Raw genomic sequence first — 16766 nt, forward strand, 5'->3', positions numbered from 1 at the left:
GCGGCACGAACGACGAGCAGGCAGACGGGCAGCATCCGACACAGCAGCGAGAGGTGATCGATGGGCGTCACGGACCCCGCCGGGCCGGTGATGGACCGGGACGAGGTGGACCGTGCGCTGGCGCGGCTCGGCGCCGAGCACGAGGCGATCGAGACCTCCCTGCTGGCCCTCCAGGACCACGCGGGCCGCAGGCTCCTGGAAGGTGCCGAGCTGGCCGGGCTCACCCGTGAGCGGTGGGCCGCCGCGGAGGCGTCGATCACCCTGCTGTGGGCGTACTTCGACGCCTACTCCGGCGCCCTGCGCACCGCCCGCGAGATCCGCGCCCGCCGCCGCTGGTCGAGCCGCGAGGACCTGGTGGAGCTGACGGAGCTGCTGCGCGGCGAGGCGGTGACGGTCGCCGGTTCCGCGGCGGCCCTGGTCAACGCGCCCGCACCGCACGGCGGTCCGGGCCGGCTCAGCGAGCGGTTCTCGCTGGCCGCGCTGGTGGACCGGATGAACGAGCTCTACGCGGCCTCCCTCGACATGGTCGTGGCCGCCGACGCGGTGTGGTCCGCGCTGCCCGCGCGGATCGACCTGCTCGCCGCGGAACTCCAGCGCACCCGGCAGCTCGCGCACTCGGTCGGGGTGCGCCCCGGCGAGCATCCCGCGGGGGACGACCTGGAGCGCATCACGCGCACGCTGACGAGGCTGCGCGAGGAGGTGATCTCCGACCCGCTGGCCCACTGGGTGCCTGCGCAGGCCAGTTCGGCGCCGGGCGGCGGCCGGCCCGACACCACGGTCTACGACCGCGAGGCGCGCGCCCTGGAGGAGGTGCGCCGTGAGATAGACGCCGTCCTGACCGTGCGCCAGGACGCCGAGCAGCGGCTGGTCCGGCTGCGGGACCTGCTCTCCCGGGCGGACCGCACGCTCTCCGAGGCACGGACCGCGCGCGGTGAGGTCCTGGCGAAGATCGCGGCCACGGAGGTGCCGGTGGTCAGCGGACCGCCGACCGCGCTGCAGGAGCAGCTGGCGACGGCGGCCGAGTACCGCAGGCAGGCCCGGTGGCACCGGCTCTCCCCGCTGCTGGAGCAGCTGGAGCAGCGCGCGGAGGACGAACTGCTGCGCGCCCGCGAGTCGCTGTCCGCGGTCACCGCCCCGCTCGCGGTCCGTGCCGAGCTGCGCGGCCGTCTCGACGCCTACCGGGCGAAGATCGCCCGGCACGGTCTGGCGGAGGACCCGGTGCTGATCGAGCGGTACGAGAAGGCGCGCCGCATGCTGTGGAGCGCACCCTGCGACCTGCGCGTGGCCGAACAGGCCGTGCTGCTCTACCAGCAGGCCGCCGCCGAGGCGCTGGGCGCGCCGCACAGGCCGGGGCCGGGCGGACCTGACGACCGAAGGGGGGAGTCGCCGTCATGAGCGGTGCGACGAGTCGGACGGGGCAGACCTGCCAGCGGCCGGGCTGCGGCGGGGCGTACGAGGACGTCGGCGGAGGTGAGCTGTACTGCGACACGTGCGGGCTCGCACCCGTGGTGTCGGCCTCCGGTACGGCCTCCGTCCCCGACGGCCGGGGTTCGACCGGCAGCGGGAGCGCGCGCAGCGGGCGCAGCAGCCGCGGTTCGGGGACGTCGTCGCAGTCGTCGCGGTCGCGCCGCTCGGTGTCCGGGCGCCTGTCGCGCTCGCTGTCCGGCGGCACGTCGGGACGTTCGGTGTCGGTGCGCAGCTCCGGCTCCTCCACCGCCTCCTCGGGCCGCAGCCGACTCGGCGCGGGTCTGGTCGAGGTGCCGCAGGTACCGCGGCCCGACCCGCGCTCGATGGTGCTGGAGCGCCCCGAGGTGCCCGAGCGGAAGCGGTTCTGCTCACGCTCCGACTGCGGGGCGCCGGTCGGGCGGGCGCGCGGCGGCCGGCCCGGCCGCACGGAGGGCTTCTGCACCAAGTGCGGCCACCCGTACTCCTTCGTCCCGAAGCTGACCGGCGGTGACGTCGTGCACGGCCAGTACGAGGTCGTGGGCTGCCTGGCACACGGCGGCCTCGGCTGGATCTACCTGGCCGTGGACCGGGCGGTCTCCGACCGCTGGGTGGTCCTCAAGGGCCTCCTGGACACCGGTGACCAGGACGCCATGGCGGCGGCTATCTCCGAGCGGCGCTTCCTCGCGGAGATCGAGCACGCCAACATCGTCCGCATCTACAACTTCGTCGAGCACCTCGATCAGCGCACCGGCTCCCTGGACGGCTACATCGTCATGGAGTACGTGGGCGGCAAGTCGCTCAAGGAGATCGCCAACGCGCGCCGCACGACCGGCGGGCGGCGCGACCCGCTGCCGGTGGAGCAGGCCTGCGCCTACGGCATCGAGGCGCTGGAGGCCCTGGGCCACCTGCACAGCCGCAACCTCCTGTACTGCGACTTCAAGGTCGACAACGCCATCCAGACCGAGGACCAGCTCAAGCTGATCGACATGGGCGCGGTGCGCCGCATGGACGACGACGAGTCTGCCATCTACGGCACGGTGGGCTACCAGGCGCCCGAGGTGGCGGAGATCGGCCCGTCGGTGGCGTCCGACCTGTACACGGTGGGCCGCACCCTGGCGGTCCTCACCTTCGACTTCCAGGGCTACACCACCGTCCACGTCGACTCCCTGCCCGACCCGGACGACATCGACGTCTTCCGGCAGTACGAGTCGTTCTACCGGCTACTGGTCCGCGCCACCGACCCCGATCCGGCCCGTAGGTTCGCCTCCGCACAGGAGATGGCCGAGCAGCTCACCGGTGTCCTGCGCGAGGTGGTCTCCCTGCAGACGGGGCGGGCCCGGCCCGCGCTGTCCACCCTGTTCGGGCCGGAGGTCAGGGTCACGGACACGCAGCTGTTCCCCCCGCTGGACGGCGAGGTCTCGCGGCTCGGGGCGCGCGCGGCGGGCCGCGGACGGCGCGGGACGGGCGCGCGGCCGTCCGGGGCGCCGGCGCCGACCGGTGCGGCTGCGGCGGCTCCCGCGGCGGTGATCGCCACGCCGCCGCACGGCACCGCCGTCCTCGCCGGGCACCCGGCCCCGCAGTCGTACACCGCCGGTGTGGGCGGAGGCCTCGTCAGGCCCGTCGCCGTCGCCGCCGCCGCGCTCGCCCTGCCGGTGCCGCGGGTGGATCCCTCCGACCCCAACGCGGGTTTCCTTGCGGGGCTGATGGCCTCGGCGTCCGCGGAGCTGATCGCCGCGCTGCACGCCGCGCCCACCCGGTCGCCGGAGCTGCGGCTGCGTGAGCTGAGGGCATCCCTGGAGACGGGCGAGACGGCCGGGGCCGTGCGGGCGCTGGAGGCGCTTCAGACCGACCACCCCGACGACTGGCGGGTGGTCTGGTACCGGGGTGTGACGGCGCTGGTCACCGGCGACCACGAGGGTGCCGCGCTCGCCTTCGACGCGGTCTACGACGCCTTCCCCGGGGAGACCGCGCCCAAGCTGGCGCTCGCCCTGTGCGCGGAGATCCTGGGCCAGCTGGACAACGCCGCCGAGTACTACCGGCTGGTGTGGGCGACCGACCCGAGCTGTGTGGGCGCCGCGTTCGGCCTGGCCCGGGTGCAGCTCGCGGCCGCGGACCGGCGCGGTGCCGTACGGACGCTGGAGTCGGTGCCGGAGTCGTCCATCCACTACACGGCCGCGCGGGTGGCGGCCGTCCGGGCCCGGCTGCGGCAGCGCACGGCGGCCGCCGCCGATCTGCCGTTCCTGGAGGACGTGGGGGCCGCCGCGGCACAGGTCGAGGCGCTGGACGCGTACGGTCTGGACCCCGCGCGACGCGAGCAGTTGGCCACCGAGGTCCTCGGCAGCGCGCTGGACTGGATACTCTCCGGTGGCCGGACCGGCCCGCCCGCCCGGCGCCTGCTGCTCGGCAGCGAACTGGACGAACGGGGCCTGCGCTTCGGGCTGGAGCGCTCGTACCGCACGCTGGCCAGGCTGGCGCCCGGCGGCGAGGAGAGGATCGACCTGGTGGAACGTGCCAACCGTTACCGCCCCCGGACGTGGGTGTAGTTGATGTCGCAGATGCCCCAGCAGGCCACCGTGTCGCAGTGCCCGAGCTGTGCGGAACCGCTCGAATCGGGTGACCGTTTCTGCGGTGCGTGCGGATACGACCTGTCCGCCGTGCCCGCGCCGCAGCCCGACCGTCCGACGATCGCCATGAGCGGCTCGGCGCTGCAGCCGCCCGCCGGTTCGGCCGCCTGGCCGCACGCCGCCGAGCCGGGCAGCCACGACACCCCGCCGGCCGTCCACCTGCCGACGGACCTGCCGGGCACCGACTCGGGCGGGGGCGGTCTGCCGGCGCAGCCGCCCGCGGTCCCGGCGCCCCCCACCGTGCCGCCCACACCTCCGGCACCCCCGGTGCCCTCGGCACCCCCGGCACCCCCGGCACCCTCGGCACCCCCGGTGCCCCCGGTGCCCCCGGCACCCCCGACTGCCTGGGCGTCCGGGGCGGGCCGGCCCGTCACGGCGGCCCCCGGCGTGCGCTTCGACCGGTCGCCGGAGCCGGAGGAGTTCCCGCTGCAGGCGCCCGATCCGCGGGTGGTGACGGAGACGGCCGACGGCGGGTCCGCCGAGGAGCCCAAGGTGTGCGTGGCATGCCGGGCGGGCCGCGTGGACACCGACGGCTACTGCGAGAACTGCGGGCACGCCCAGCCGCGCGAACGCGACCACATGGAACAGGAGTCGGGCCCCGTGGCCGCCGTCAGCGACCGCGGCCTGCGCCACCACCGCAACGAGGACGCCTTCGCCGTCGGTCACACCGCACTGCCCGACGGCTCCCCGGTGTCCCTGGCGATCGTCTGCGACGGCGTGTCCTCCGCGACCCGCCCCGACGACGCCTCGCAGGCCGCGGCCCGGACCGCGAGCGAGTCGCTGCGGGCCGCGCTGGACCGGGGCACCCACCCGCAGCAGGCGATGCACGACGCGATCGTCGCCGCCTCCCGTGCCGTCGACTCGCTGGCGGCGGAGCCCGCGACGGCCCGTGAGCACGCCCCCCACCAGAACGCGCCCGCCTGCACGATCGTCGGGGCGGTGGTGGCCTCCGGACTGCTCGTCGTGGGCTGGGTCGGCGACAGCCGCGCCTACTGGGTGCCCGCCGACCGCGGCGCGCCCGCGGCCCGGCTCACCGAGGACGACTCCTGGGCGGCGCAGATGGTCGCCGCCGGCCTGATGAACGCGGCCGAGGCGTACGCCGACGAGCGCGCCCACGCGATCACCGGCTGGCTCGGCGCGGACGCCTACGAACTGGAGCCGCACACCGCCTCGTTCAAGCCGGACCGGCCCGGCGTGGTGCTGGTGTGCACGGACGGGCTGTGGAACTACGCCGAGACGGCCGAGCAGATGGCCGGCGTGCTCCCCCCCGACGCGGACGCACGCCCCCTGCACAGCGCGCAGGTCCTGGTCGGGCACGCCCTGGACGGCGGGGGCCACGACAACGTAACAGTGGCCGTCGTGCCGTTCCCCGCACCCGCGCAGGGGGCAGGATCGGCCTGAGGCCCGCCGACGGGGAGGACTCGCACCGCGAGGACTCCTCCGTCACGGGACAGCCTCACGCGGACCGGAGGGGACCGGTCCGCAACCAGCCGTCGCCTCACGGGGTGGGGCGCTCAAGGGGGATCGATCAGGCATGGCCAATTTCTCGAAGTCCGACGTGCCTCAGTTCTCGGTCGACGTGTACCAGAACGAGTACCTGCCGGAGGGCGGCCACGAGGTCAACGCCATCGTCACGGTGACGGCGACCGGCGGCGGCACGGTCGGCAGCGCGGTCACGGCACCCCACCTCTACTCCGCGGGGCAGGGCCCGTCCGCGGCCGTGGCGATCATGGTCGACTGCTCCGGTTCGATGGACTACCCGCCGGAGAAGATGCGCAACGCCCGTGACGCCACGGCCGCCGCGATCGACACGCTGCGCGACGGCGTGCACTTCGCGGTGATCGGCGGCACCCACGTGGCCAAGGAGGTCTACCCCGGGGGCGGACGCCTCGCCGTCGCCGACGCCGCCACCCGCGGACAGGCCAAGCAGGCGCTGCGCCGGCTCGGCGCCGGGGGCGGCACCGCGATCGGGACCTGGCTGCGGCTCGCCGACCGCCTGCTGTCGTCGGCGGACGTCTCCATCCGGCACGGCATCCTGCTCACCGACGGCCGCAACGAGCACGAGTCGCCGCAGGCCCTGAAGGCCGCCCTCGACGACTGCGCCGGGCGGTTCACCTGCGATGCGCGGGGTGTGGGCACGGACTGGGAAGTGAAAGAAGTCACAGGGATCGCCTCGGCGCTCCTCGGCACCGCCGACATCGTCGCGGACCCGGCCGCTCTCACCACGGACTTCACGCAGATGATGGAGACGGCGATGGGCAAGGAGGTCGCGGACGTCGCTCTGCGGCTGTGGACGCCGGTCGGCACGACGGTGCGTTTCGTCAAGCAAGTCGCGCCCTCCGTCGAGGACTTGACCGAGCGTCGCACCGGGGCGGGGCCGCGCGCCGGGGACTACCCCACCGGCTCCTGGGGGGACGAGTCCCGTGACTACCACGTCTGCGTCCAGGTGCCCCCGGCCGGCCTCGGCCAGGAGATGCTCGCCGCCAGGGTCTCGCTGGTCGTCCCCCAACCCGACGGGACCGCACAGAACTTGGGCGCCCAGGGCCTGGTCCGGGCCGTGTGGACCGACGACATGGCCGCTTCGACGTCGATCAACCCCCAGGTCGCCCACTACACCGGGCAGGCCGAACTGGCCCGGGCCATCCAGCAGGGCCTCGACCTTCGCAAAGCGGGCGATATCGACGGGGCAACGGCCAAACTGGGCCGGGCGGTCCAGCTCGCGGGCGCCTCGGGCAACGCCGATACTGCGAAACTGCTTGCGAAGGTGGTGGACGTGGTCGACGCAGCGACAGGTACTGTGCGACTGAAGGCGAAGGTTGCCGAGGCCGATGAGATGACCCTCGAAACCCGGTCCACAAAGACAGTTCGTGTAAAGAAGTGATCTGAGAAGGAACGAGGAAGGACGCGCCGACATGCCGACCTGCCCGAACGGACACCAGTCGGGTTCCGACGACTGGTGCGAGGTCTGCGGTCACCGCATGGCCGGTGCCGTGCCTCCGCCGCCCCCTCCGCCGCCGACGGCCGGCGGTGGCTACGGCTTCCCGCCGCCCGCCCCGGGTGCCGGTGGCCGTCCGTCCGCCGCTTCGCAGCACGAGCCGGAGCTCTGCCCGCAGTGCCGTACGCCCCGCGAGGGCGGTGCGCCCTTCTGCGAGGAGTGCCGGTGGAACTTCCTGACCAACACGGCGACCTCGTACACCCCGGCCGCACCGCGCCCGTCGGCGCCCGCGCCCGGCCCGCGCTTCCCGCAGGGCCCCGGCCAGCAGGGCCCCGGCCCGTCCTACGGCGCCGGTGATCCCTTCGACTACCAGAGCTCCCGCCCCTCGCAGGTCAACCGCCCCGCCGAGCCGATCCCGCCCAGCCCGTTCGGCGCCGAGCCGTCGGGCCGGGCCGGCGCGCCGGTTCCCGGCGGCCAGGGCGGCCCCGGCGGCCAGCCGACCGCGGGCGGCCCCGGTGCGTTCCCGGGCGCGGGCGGTCCCGGCGGCCCGAACGGGCCTTCCGGTCCGCCCGCCTTCGGCGGGTCCGGCCATCCGGGCGCCCCGGCGGGCCCCGGCGGCTTCGACGGCCCCGCGGGCCCTGGTGGTCCCGGTGGTCACGCCGGCCAGGGCGGTCACGCGGGTCCCGGCGGTCACAGCGGTCACGGTGGTCAGGCCGGCCAGGGCGGGCCTTCCGGGCCCTCGGTCTTCGGTGCCGCCCCCTCGCGACCGGTTCCGCCGCCCCCCGGGCCGACGCCGCCCCCCGGGCCGCAGGCGACCTCGGGCGCTCCGCAGGCGTTCATGCCGCCGGGTCCGTCCGGCCCGGGCGGCATGAACGGACCGTCCGCTCCGTCGTCCCCGTCCGGCTTCCCGCAGGAGTCGGGCCGCCCGGGGCCGCCCGGACCGGCCTTCGGTGGCGGTGACGACGACTGGGTGATCAGCCCGCCGTCGCACACCTCGGGCGGACACGGCGGCCCGGGTGGGCAGGGCGGCCCCGGCGGTTACGGCTACCCGCAGCCCGGGGCCACCCAGGCTCCGCCTGCGCCCGGTCCGGCGTTCCCGCAGCAGGGACAGCCGCCGCAGCCGGCGACGTGGACGGCGACCATCGGCCCGGACCGCGAGTACTTCATGGCGATGATGCAGCGCTCCGGCCCCGAGGCAGCGGGTCTGAACCTGCCCGCGTACTCGCCGGAGCAGCAGCGCACCCTCACCGGCAACCAGGTCACCATCGGCCGCCGGCGCCACTCCACCGGCGAGATCCCCGACATCGACCTGTCGGTGCCGCCGGAGGACCCGGGGGTCTCGCACCAGCACGCGGTGCTGGTGCAGCAGCCGGACGGCAACTGGGCGGTCGTCGACCAGAACTCGACGAACGGCACGACGGTCAACGGCGGCGAGGAGCCCATCCAGCCCTTCGTACCGGTACCGCTCCAGGACGGCGACCGGGTGCACGTCGGCGCCTGGACGACGATCACCGTCCGCCGCGGCTGAGCCCCGGCGGGACCCGCACGTCCGGCAGGGGCCACACGTAAGGCCCGTCCGGATCGTCCAGCCACGCCCACGCGCGCCCGCCGGCGACGGTGAGTCCGTACCGGTCGCGCGGGGGCATGCCCTCGCGCTCCCACAGGGCGTGCGCCTCGTCCGGGTCGACACTGTCGCGGGTCAGTGCCAGCAGGAAGCGGAACAGGTCGCTCTCCCGTGCCCGGCGCGGCAGGCCCGCCAGCCGCGGGGGCTCCCGCTGGGGCACCCCCTCGCCGCGCAGCGGCACGAAGAAGGCCGGTATGGCCAGGAACCGGCCCCCGGCGCACCCGGCGTCCCGCACGGCCAGCCCGACCACCCCGGTCGCGAACGGCATCAGGATCCGGCCTCCGGGCCGGCACTGGGCGAGCAAGGCGCCCGGGATCGACGGCAGGGCGCAGGTGGCGATGATGCGGTCGTAAGGGGCGCGCTCGGGAACCCCGCGCGCCCCGTCACCGGTGACGACCGCCGGGCGGAAGCCCGCGGCGTGCAGGTGCCGGCGGGCGGACTCGGTGATCTCCGGGTCGATGTCGACCGTGGTGACGGCGTCATCGCCGAGGCGGTGGGCCAGCAGCGCGGCGTTGTAGCCGGTGCCGGCGCCGATCTCCAGGACCCGGTCGCCCGCCTCGACCCGCAGCTCGGCCAGCATCGCCGCCATCAGGGACGGCTGGCTGCTGGAGGAGAGCAGCTCGCCGTCGCGCATCCGGGTGGCCAGCGGGGTGTCGTCGTAGGCGCCGCGGATCCAGCGCTCCCGGGCGGCCGGGTCGGGGTGCTCGCCCCAGCGGCGTTCGTATCCGCCGGGGACGCCGACGTAGTAGTACGGCACGAACAGATGCCGCGGGACCGCGGCGAACGCCTCCCTCCACGCCGGTTCGGCGCAGAGCGCCCCGCTCGCCTCGATCTCGTGCACCAGCCTCGTCCGCGCAGCGGCGGCGATGTCCTCCAGCTCCGCGCCGGGAGCGTCCGCGCCCATGTCTCCACTGTGCGGCGCCCCGGGCCGTGCGGCGAGCGGCCGGGCCCAACGGGCTCCCGGTCGGCCTCCAAGCCCTAGGTCTCAAGTCCTCCGTCCACGCGTCTGAGACCATGGGGGGCGTGAATGAGATTCGGCGCGGCACGCTTCAGGAGCAGACCTTCTACGAGCAGGTCGGCGGGGAGGAGACCTTCCGCCGGCTCGTCCACCGTTTCTACGAGGGCGTCGCCGAGGACCCGGACCTGCGGCCGATGTACCCGGAGGAGGACCTGGGCCCGGCCGAGGAGCGGCTGACCCTGTTCCTCATCCAGTACTGGGGCGGCCCCACCACCTACAGCGAGCACCGCGGCCACCCCCGGCTGCGTATGCGCCACGCTCCCTTCACCGTCGACCGGGCCGCGCACGACGCGTGGCTGAGGCACATGCGGGTCGCCGTGGACGAGCTGGGTCTGTCCGAGGAGCACGAGCAGACGCTGTGGCGCTATCTGACGTACGCGGCGGCCACGATGGTGAACACCGCCGGATGACCACCCTTTGACCACCACCCGGACCGTTGCGTGAGCGCCGGGCGATTGCCGGATGAGCGCCGCCCCGCCGGGGAGCCGGAGCCCGGCGCCGGGGGTCGACGCCGGGGGAATGCCGGGGGAACGCCGGGGGCCGTGTCCCGGCCGCCTGTCGCCCGAGGGTTGCGGGTCCGAAGGGAAACGGGCCGGGAAGCCGCGGCCGAAGCGCCGCCTGCGGAACGACGAGTCCCGGATTCCGGTCACCCGACGCCGAAATCCGATCACAATCGGATCAAGGTCGACCCGAATGCGCTCACACATGTCCTCGGTTCTCTGCCACCATCGCTGGTGCTGTGACCGAAAAGGTCTGCCGGAGAGCCCGCCTCGCCCCGGTGCGGTGCACCGCACCGGACCACGATCCGCGCGCGGAACGGACCCGGGCCGTGCGACCACGCGGCGAGGTGCCGTGCCGGGCGTCGTCGTGAGCCGGGCGGATCCCTGACCGGTCGCGGCACCAGAGCGGTCCGCGCGACACGGGCCGGACGGGGGCGACGGCGGGGGGCCGTGTGACGGGCGTCGGGGGACTGACACGATTCGTGCTGCTGCGTGCGCGGGAGCACCGCACGCTTCTCGCCGCCGCGCTCCTGACCGTCCTGCTCACCACGGTCGTCCTCGCGGCGCTCACCGCGTACGCGGGCGCGCTCGGCGACGCGGCTCTGCGCAGCTCCCTGGCCGAGCCCCGCACCGCCGCCGACGCCGCCCTGATCGTCAAGGCCGACGTACCGGCCGGCGAGCGCACGGCCGCCGACGCCGCCGTGCGCCGGGAGGCCCGGACGGCGTTCGACGGGCTGCCCGTGACCGTGCGGACCCTCCGGCGGTCGGGACCGTACGCGCTGCCCGGTACCGGCCCGGCCGGCACCCCCGACCTCACCTACCTCGCGGCGCTCGACGGCACGCAGGTGCGGCTGGTGGCGGGCCGGCTGCCCCGCGGCACCACCCCGGAGATCGAGGCGGCCCTCCCCCGGGCCGCCGCCCGACGGCTGGGGCTCCGCCCCGGCACCCGGCTCACCCTCGCCGACCGGCTCGGCGGCCCGCCCGTCCACGTGCTGATCACCGGCGTGTACCGGCCGGCCGACACCGCCGCCCCCTACTGGCAGCTGGACGACCTCGCCGGCCGCGGCGAGAAGAGGTCCGGCTTCACCACGTACGGCCCCCTGCTGGCCTCCCCCGCCGCGCTGACCGGCGGCCGCGTGAGCACGGGGCAGTCCGCCTGGCTCGCCTCGGCCGACTTCTCCACCTTGACCACCGGACGCATCGACGCCCTGCGCGAGACGGCCCGCGGCGCCGGAGCGTCCCTCCGCGGGAACCCCGCCCTCAGCGGGACGACGGTCGCGGCGACCGGCCTGCCCGGCGTCCTGGACCGCGTCGAGCGCTCCCTGCTCGTCTCCCGCTCCACGCTCCTCGTCGTCGCGCTCCAGCTCGTCCTGCTCGCCGCCTGCGCGCTGCTGCCGGTGGCGCGGCTGCTCAGCGCCGAACGCGCCGCGGAGACCCGGCTGCTGCGGTCCCGCGGGGCCTCCCGCGTCCGCATCGCCCGACTGGCCGCCCTGGAGGCACTGCTCCTCGCGGTGCCGTCCGTGGTGGGCGCACCGCTGCTCGCCGGGCCCCTGGCCCTGCTGCTGGCGAAGCAGGGGGCGCTCACCCGGATCGGGCTCCGTCTGGACGTGGGCGCGGGGCAGACCGGGGTGTGGCTGGTGGCGGTCGGCGTCGCGACGGGATGCGCGCTGGCGGTGACCCTGCCGGTGCTCCTGCACGGCGGAGAACGGACCGGCCGGGCCCGCCCGCTGCCCGCCGTGGTGCGGGCCGGCGCGGACGTGGGACTGCTGGTGGTGGCCGCGGTGGCGTACTGGCAGCTGCGCGCCCGCGGTGACGTCGACGGCGACCGCGGCGCCCTGGGCGTCGACCCGCTCCTGGTCGCCGCACCCGCGCTGGCGCTGCTCGCCGGAACGGTGCTGACGCTGCGGCTGCTGCCGCCGGCGGCCCGCCTCGCCGAACGCCGCGCGGCCGGGGGGCGGGGCCTGGCCCCTGCTCTGGCGGGCTGGCAGCTGAGCCGCCGCCCCATGCGCCAGGCGGGCCCGGTGCTGCTGCTCGTCCTCGCCACGGCCCTGGGCGTCCTGGCCGTCGGGCAGGGCGCCTCCTGGGCCCGCTCGCAGGAGGACCAGGCCGACTTCCGCGCCGGGGCGGCCGTCCGGGTCGTCTCCGCCGGGGAGGGCGGCACGGCCCGCACCGAGCGGCTGGCGGGCGTCGGGCACGTCACCGCGGCGGCGCCCGTCGCCCGCGCCTCGCTGGCCCTGCCGGGGAACCGCACCGCCACCGTCCTGGCCGTGGACACCGCGCACGCGGCGGACACCGTGCTGATGCGCCCCGACCTCGCGGACGGGCCCGTACGCCCGCTGCTCGCCGGGCTCGGACCCGAGCAGCCCGCGTCGGGCGTACGGGTGCCGGAGGGCACCGCCCGGCTGCGACTGACCGCGACGCTGCACAGCATCGGCAGTGCGGGCCGGACGGGCGCCGAGGCGGCCGTGGTCCTGGAGGACCGCTGGGGCACGCCCCACGAGGTCCCCGTCGGCCGGCTCCCCGCCGACGGGCGCCCGCACTCGCTCGCCCCGGGCCTCGACGGCGCCCGCGGTCCGCTCACCCTCACCGGCCTCCGGCTGGTGCTGAGCCCGCCCGCCGGCCGGAGCGAGCAGCACCGGCTCACCCTGGACGCGGTGACGGCGGCCACCGCCGACGGCACCGACCGGCCGCTGGCCCTGCCCGCCTCCTGGACGGCCTCCTCCCGGCTGGACGGCGGCTCCCCCTCACCCGGCGGGGGCGGGAGCCCGACCCGACCGCACGTCGTCTCCACCGACCCGCCGACCGTGGAATACGGCACCGGCGCACTGGACGGCGACGACCGCGGGCCCGGCGCGGTGCTGACCGTCCGGATGCGGGTCGCCCGGCCCGCGGCGGGCGAGGTGACGGGCGTGGCCACCGACCGCTTCCTCGCCTCGACCGGCGCCGGCCCCGGGCAGCGGCTGGACGTGACGATCGACGGGGCGACCGTGCCGGTGCGGATCGTCGCCGCGGTCCGCGCACTGCCCACCACCTCCGGTGCCGCGCACGAGTCGGGCACCCCCGGCACGTCGGCCGCCGCGCAGGACTCCGGCGGGGCCCTTCTGGTCGACCTGCGAGCGGTCGACCGGGTCCTCCAGGACCGGAACGGCACACCCGTCGCCCCCACCGAGTGGTGGCTGGGCACCACGGACCCGGCCGGCGTGGCGGCGACGGTGCGGGCCTGGCCCGACATGGACCCCGGGCAGGTGGTGGTCCGCGACGAGATCGCCGCGCGGTTGCGCGAGGACCCGTTCGGCGCCGGGCCCGAGGCCGCCTTCACCGCCGCCGCAGCAGCAGCGGCGGCGCTCGCCGCGGTCGGCTTCGCCGTGAGCGCGGCGGGTTCCCTGCGCGCCCGGGGCACGGAGATCGCCGTGCTGCGCGCGCTCGGCGCCCCGCGCCGCCGGCTGGCCCGGGCGATCGCCGTCGAGCACGGCGTACTGGTCGCGTCGGCCCTGGCGGTCGGTACGGCGCTCGGTGTGCTGCTGACCCGGGCGGTGGTCCCGCTGGTGCTGCTGACCGGTGAGGCCGCGCGGCCGGTCCCGGCCGTGCTGGTCGCCCTGCCACCGGGCCGGGTGGCCGCCCTGCTGGCGGCCGTGGCCACGCTGCCCCTCGCCGCGACCGCCGTCCTCGCGACACGGCAGCCGGACCCCGCGGCGGCCCTGCGCGCTCAGAGGAGTGAATGAGATGCGATCCCGCAGGTCCCCCGCATCGCCGATGTCCACCCGGTCCCGCAGGTCCCGCCGGTCCCTGCGGCCGCCGTGGCCGCCGTGGTCACCGTCGCCGGCAGGACCGGGGCGCACGCGCCCCCCGCGGGGCCGCCGTGCCCTGCGTGTGCTCCGGGCCCCCGCGCCCTGGATCCGCACCCGGCTCACCGCCGCACCGGGCACCGCGTGCGCGGTGGCACTGCTGGTGGCGGTGACCTCGTGCCTGGCCGCCGCGCTGCCGCGCGCCGTCGACCGGTACGACACGGGCGGTCTCGTCCGCGCCGTCGAGCAGGCCGGTGCCGACCGCACCACGGTCCAGGTGTACGCGCCGCCCCACACGGACTTCTCGAACCCGGAGAACTGGGTCCGCTCGGCGCGTCCCGAGTCGCTGGGCGAGCAGTTCAGGAAGATCCTCGCCGAGGTGCGCCCGCCCCTCGTCGCCGACCCGGACCGCTCGACGTACGGGGTGCGCACCACCCACCCCCTGGACGCGCCCGACACCTGGCTGCCCCGGCCCGGCGGGATCCCCCCGCAGCTGTTCCTCGCCACCCGCCGGGATCTGGCCGGTCACGCCCGCACGACCGCCGGCCGGCTGCCCCGCACATCGGGGTCCGTCGACACGGACGCGACCGACGTGGAGGCGGCGGTCACCACCGAGACCGCCGAGGCCCTGCACGTCGAGGCCGGTTCGGTCCTCCACATCCCCCGGGCGAGGGGCCGTGCGCTGACCGTCCGCATCACCGGGATCGTCGCCCCGCGCACTCCCGGCGGCGCCTACTGGTCCACCGAGCCGGTACTGCGGACCCCGTCCCTGACCCGGGTCCCGGGCGGCGCACCGACGGACGTCCGCTGGGTGGGCGCCCTGCTCGTCGCGCCCGAGGCGGGCCCGGTACTGCTGGGGCTGTACCGCGCCGAACCGGAACGCTACTGGTGGGTGGCCCCCGACCCGGACGCACTGCGCGGCCGCGACCTGGCGGGACTGACGTCCGCCGTGGCACACCTGAAGGCCGGTCCCGGACTGCGCCGGATCCGGACCGCCGTCGACGAGAACGTGGACACGACGACCGGACTCGACGAGGTCCTCGCCTCCCACGCGCGCCTGCGCTCGGGTGTCCGCCCGCTCCTCGGCGTCGCCGCGGCCGGCACGGGCACGGTCGCCGCCGTGGTCCTGGCGACGGCGGGAGGCCTGGTCGCCGACCGCCGCCGCACCGAACTCGCCCTGCTGCGCGCCCGCGGCGCGTCCCTGCGCGGCCTCGCCGGCCGGCTGCTCGCCGAGACGGCGACCGTGGCCGTGCCGGCGGGCGCGCTCGGCCTGGCCGTCGCGCTGCGCGCGGTCCCCGGCGGTCGTGTCGCGCCCGCGCTGTGCGCCGCCGCCGCGGTGACCGCGCTCGCCTGCCTCGCGCTGCCGCTGCACGCGGTCTCCGACCACCGCCGCGTCCGCGTCCCCACCGAGCGGCAGGACGCCACCGCCCGACGGCCGTCCCGGCGCCGTACCGTCGCCGAACTCACCGTGCTCACGCTGGCCCTGGGCACGGTGCTGACGCTGCGCCGGCAGGGCGGTTCGGCCGGCGGTCCGGCTGCGGCGGCGGCGCCCGTACTGGTCGGCGTGGTCGCGGCGCTGCTCCTGGCGCGCCTGTACCCGCTGCCCCTGCGCGGGCTGGCCCGGCCCGCCCGGCGGCTGCGCGGGGTGATCGGCCACCTGGCCCTGGCACGCGCCGGCCGCACCTCCGCCTCCACGGTCCTGCCGCTGCTGGCCCTGCTCGCCGCGCTGACCACTGCGGCCTTCGGCGGCTCCGTCCTCGCCGGGGTCCGCGAAGCCCGCGACCAGGCATCGGTCTCCGCGGTGGGAGCCGACGCCCGCGTCGAGGGGTCCGCCGGGCCGCTGCCGGGGCAACTGCCCGACCGGATGAGGCACCTGCCCGGCGTACGGGACGTCACCGAGGTCAGCCTCGAACGCGACGCGCAGGCTACGGACGGCAGAACGTCGCCGGCCCTGGCGGGCGTCGACCCGGCGCGGTACGCGGCGCTCGCCGACCGGACCGGTCTCGGCGCGTTCCCGGCGGACTGGCTGAGCCGCCCGCAGGACCCCGCCGCCCCGCTGCCGGCACTGGCCTCCCCGACCCTCGAAGCGGCGTACGGGGCGAGCCCGTTCTCCCTCCGCCTGGGCGACGGCAGTGTCGTCACCGTCCGGATCACCGCCGTCCGGGACCACACGCCGGCCGTCCTCGGCACCGACTTCCTCGTCGTGGACCGTGCCGGCCTGAGTGCTGCGGCGGCCCGGCCGACCGCCCTGCTGGTGACCGGCGACCGGCTGGACGCGGGGGCCCTGCGGCGGACGGTCGGCGCCGTCCCGGGCGCAGAGGTCCGGTTGCGCTCGGAGGAACGGGCCCGCCCGGTCCGCTCACCCCTCCAGTCCGGCGCCGAGACGATCTACCGCGCGGCCGTAGCCGCCGGCGCCGGCTACGCCGTACTGGCCCTGCTGCTCGCCCTGCTGCGCGCCGCCCCGGAACGCACCGCCCTGCTGGCCCGCCTGCGCACGATGGGCCTCACCCGCCGCCAGTCCAGGCACCTGCTCGTCCTCGAGTCCCTCCCCCAGGCCGCCCTCGCGGCGGCGGGCGGGACCCTGACCGGCTGGGCCACCGTCGCCCTGCTCTCGCCCGGCGTCGACCTGACCGTCGTCGCGCTCGCCACGTCACCCGCCGCCGACGCCGCCGCACTGCGCACGGACCCGGTGTCCCTGCTGGTCCCGGCGGTGGCGGTGCTGACGGTGAGCGTCGTGGTGGCGGGGCTCCAGGCGTGGTGGGCGGGACGGAAGGGAGCGGTGCGGGAGCTGCGGGCGGGGGATGCCGGATGAACCCACGCGACCTGGAGACCGG

General features: G+C 76.5%; 9 protein-coding genes. 8 read left to right on the forward strand and 1 reads right to left on the reverse strand.

What is annotated here, in order from left to right; translation table 11 throughout:
• The first annotated feature begins 60 nt into the window (after positions 1 to 60).
• The 5 genes from JS756_RS20110 to JS756_RS20130 all read left to right on the forward strand — a co-directional run bounded on the left by JS756_RS20110 (position 61) and on the right by JS756_RS20130 (position 8533).
• Complete coding sequence (locus JS756_RS20110; protein ID WP_205384512.1) at positions 61 to 1395, forward strand: coiled-coil domain-containing protein; 1335 nt, start codon at positions 61 to 63, stop codon at positions 1393 to 1395.
• A complete protein-coding gene (locus JS756_RS20115; protein WP_205384513.1) occupies positions 1392 to 3989 on the forward strand; it encodes a serine/threonine-protein kinase in 2598 nt (865 codons plus the stop codon). Before JS756_RS20110 ends, JS756_RS20115 begins: the two co-directional genes overlap by 4 nt.
• Positions 3990 to 3992: 3 nt before the next feature.
• Positions 3993 to 5471: a PP2C family protein-serine/threonine phosphatase gene (locus tag JS756_RS20120; protein ID WP_205384514.1), complete on the forward strand. Its 1479-nt coding sequence runs from the start codon at positions 3993 to 3995 to the stop codon at positions 5469 to 5471.
• 133 nt (positions 5472 to 5604) lie between these two features.
• Positions 5605 to 6951 (forward strand): vWA domain-containing protein, encoded by a 1347-nt coding sequence (locus tag JS756_RS20125; RefSeq protein WP_205384515.1) that lies wholly within the window; start codon positions 5605 to 5607, stop codon positions 6949 to 6951.
• A gap of 31 nt (positions 6952 to 6982) precedes the next feature.
• On the forward strand, positions 6983 to 8533 hold the full coding sequence (locus tag JS756_RS20130) for an FHA domain-containing protein (RefSeq protein ID WP_205384516.1): 1551 nt from the start codon (positions 6983 to 6985) through the stop codon (positions 8531 to 8533).
• Here JS756_RS20130 and JS756_RS20135 read toward each other — a convergent pair.
• Positions 8514 to 9533 carry a methyltransferase domain-containing protein gene (locus tag JS756_RS20135; protein ID WP_205384517.1) on the reverse strand — a complete coding sequence of 340 codons (1020 nt, stop codon included), beginning with the start codon at positions 9531 to 9533 and terminating at the stop codon, positions 8514 to 8516. The genes JS756_RS20130 and JS756_RS20135 overlap by 20 nt on opposite strands.
• 110 nt (positions 9534 to 9643) lie before the next feature.
• Between JS756_RS20135 and JS756_RS20140 the strand changes: the two genes are divergently transcribed.
• The 3 genes from JS756_RS20140 to JS756_RS20150 all read left to right on the forward strand — a co-directional run bounded on the left by JS756_RS20140 (position 9644) and on the right by JS756_RS20150 (position 16744).
• Positions 9644 to 10057, forward strand: a complete 414-nt coding sequence (locus tag JS756_RS20140; protein WP_205384518.1) for a globin — start codon at positions 9644 to 9646, stop codon at positions 10055 to 10057.
• A gap of 542 nt (positions 10058 to 10599) precedes the next feature.
• Positions 10600 to 13869, forward strand: coding sequence for an FtsX-like permease family protein (locus JS756_RS20145; protein ID WP_205384519.1), 3270 nt, complete (start codon positions 10600 to 10602; stop codon positions 13867 to 13869).
• Between the two features lie 148 nt (positions 13870 to 14017).
• Complete coding sequence (locus JS756_RS20150) at positions 14018 to 16744, forward strand: FtsX-like permease family protein (RefSeq protein WP_205384520.1); 2727 nt, start codon at positions 14018 to 14020, stop codon at positions 16742 to 16744.
• Positions 16745 to 16766 lie beyond the last annotated feature (22 nt).

Source organism: Streptomyces actuosus (assembly GCF_016921115.1).
GTDB lineage: Bacteria > Actinomycetota > Actinomycetes > Streptomycetales > Streptomycetaceae > Streptomyces > Streptomyces actuosus_A.

Coding starts and splice junctions, on each gene's coding strand:
- JS756_RS20115 (WP_205384513.1), top strand. CDS start 1,392: ATGAGCGGTGCGACGAGTCGGACGGGGCAGACCTGCCAGCGGCCGGGC.
- JS756_RS20135 (WP_205384517.1), bottom strand. CDS start 9,533: ATGGGCGCGGACGCTCCCGGCGCGGAGCTGGAGGACATCGCCGCCGCT.
- JS756_RS20110 (WP_205384512.1), top strand. CDS start 61: ATGGGCGTCACGGACCCCGCCGGGCCGGTGATGGACCGGGACGAGGTG.
- JS756_RS20140 (WP_205384518.1), top strand. CDS start 9,644: ATGGGGGGCGTGAATGAGATTCGGCGCGGCACGCTTCAGGAGCAGACC.
- JS756_RS20125 (WP_205384515.1), top strand. CDS start 5,605: ATGGCCAATTTCTCGAAGTCCGACGTGCCTCAGTTCTCGGTCGACGTG.
- JS756_RS20130 (WP_205384516.1), top strand. CDS start 6,983: ATGCCGACCTGCCCGAACGGACACCAGTCGGGTTCCGACGACTGGTGC.
- JS756_RS20120 (WP_205384514.1), top strand. CDS start 3,993: ATGTCGCAGATGCCCCAGCAGGCCACCGTGTCGCAGTGCCCGAGCTGT.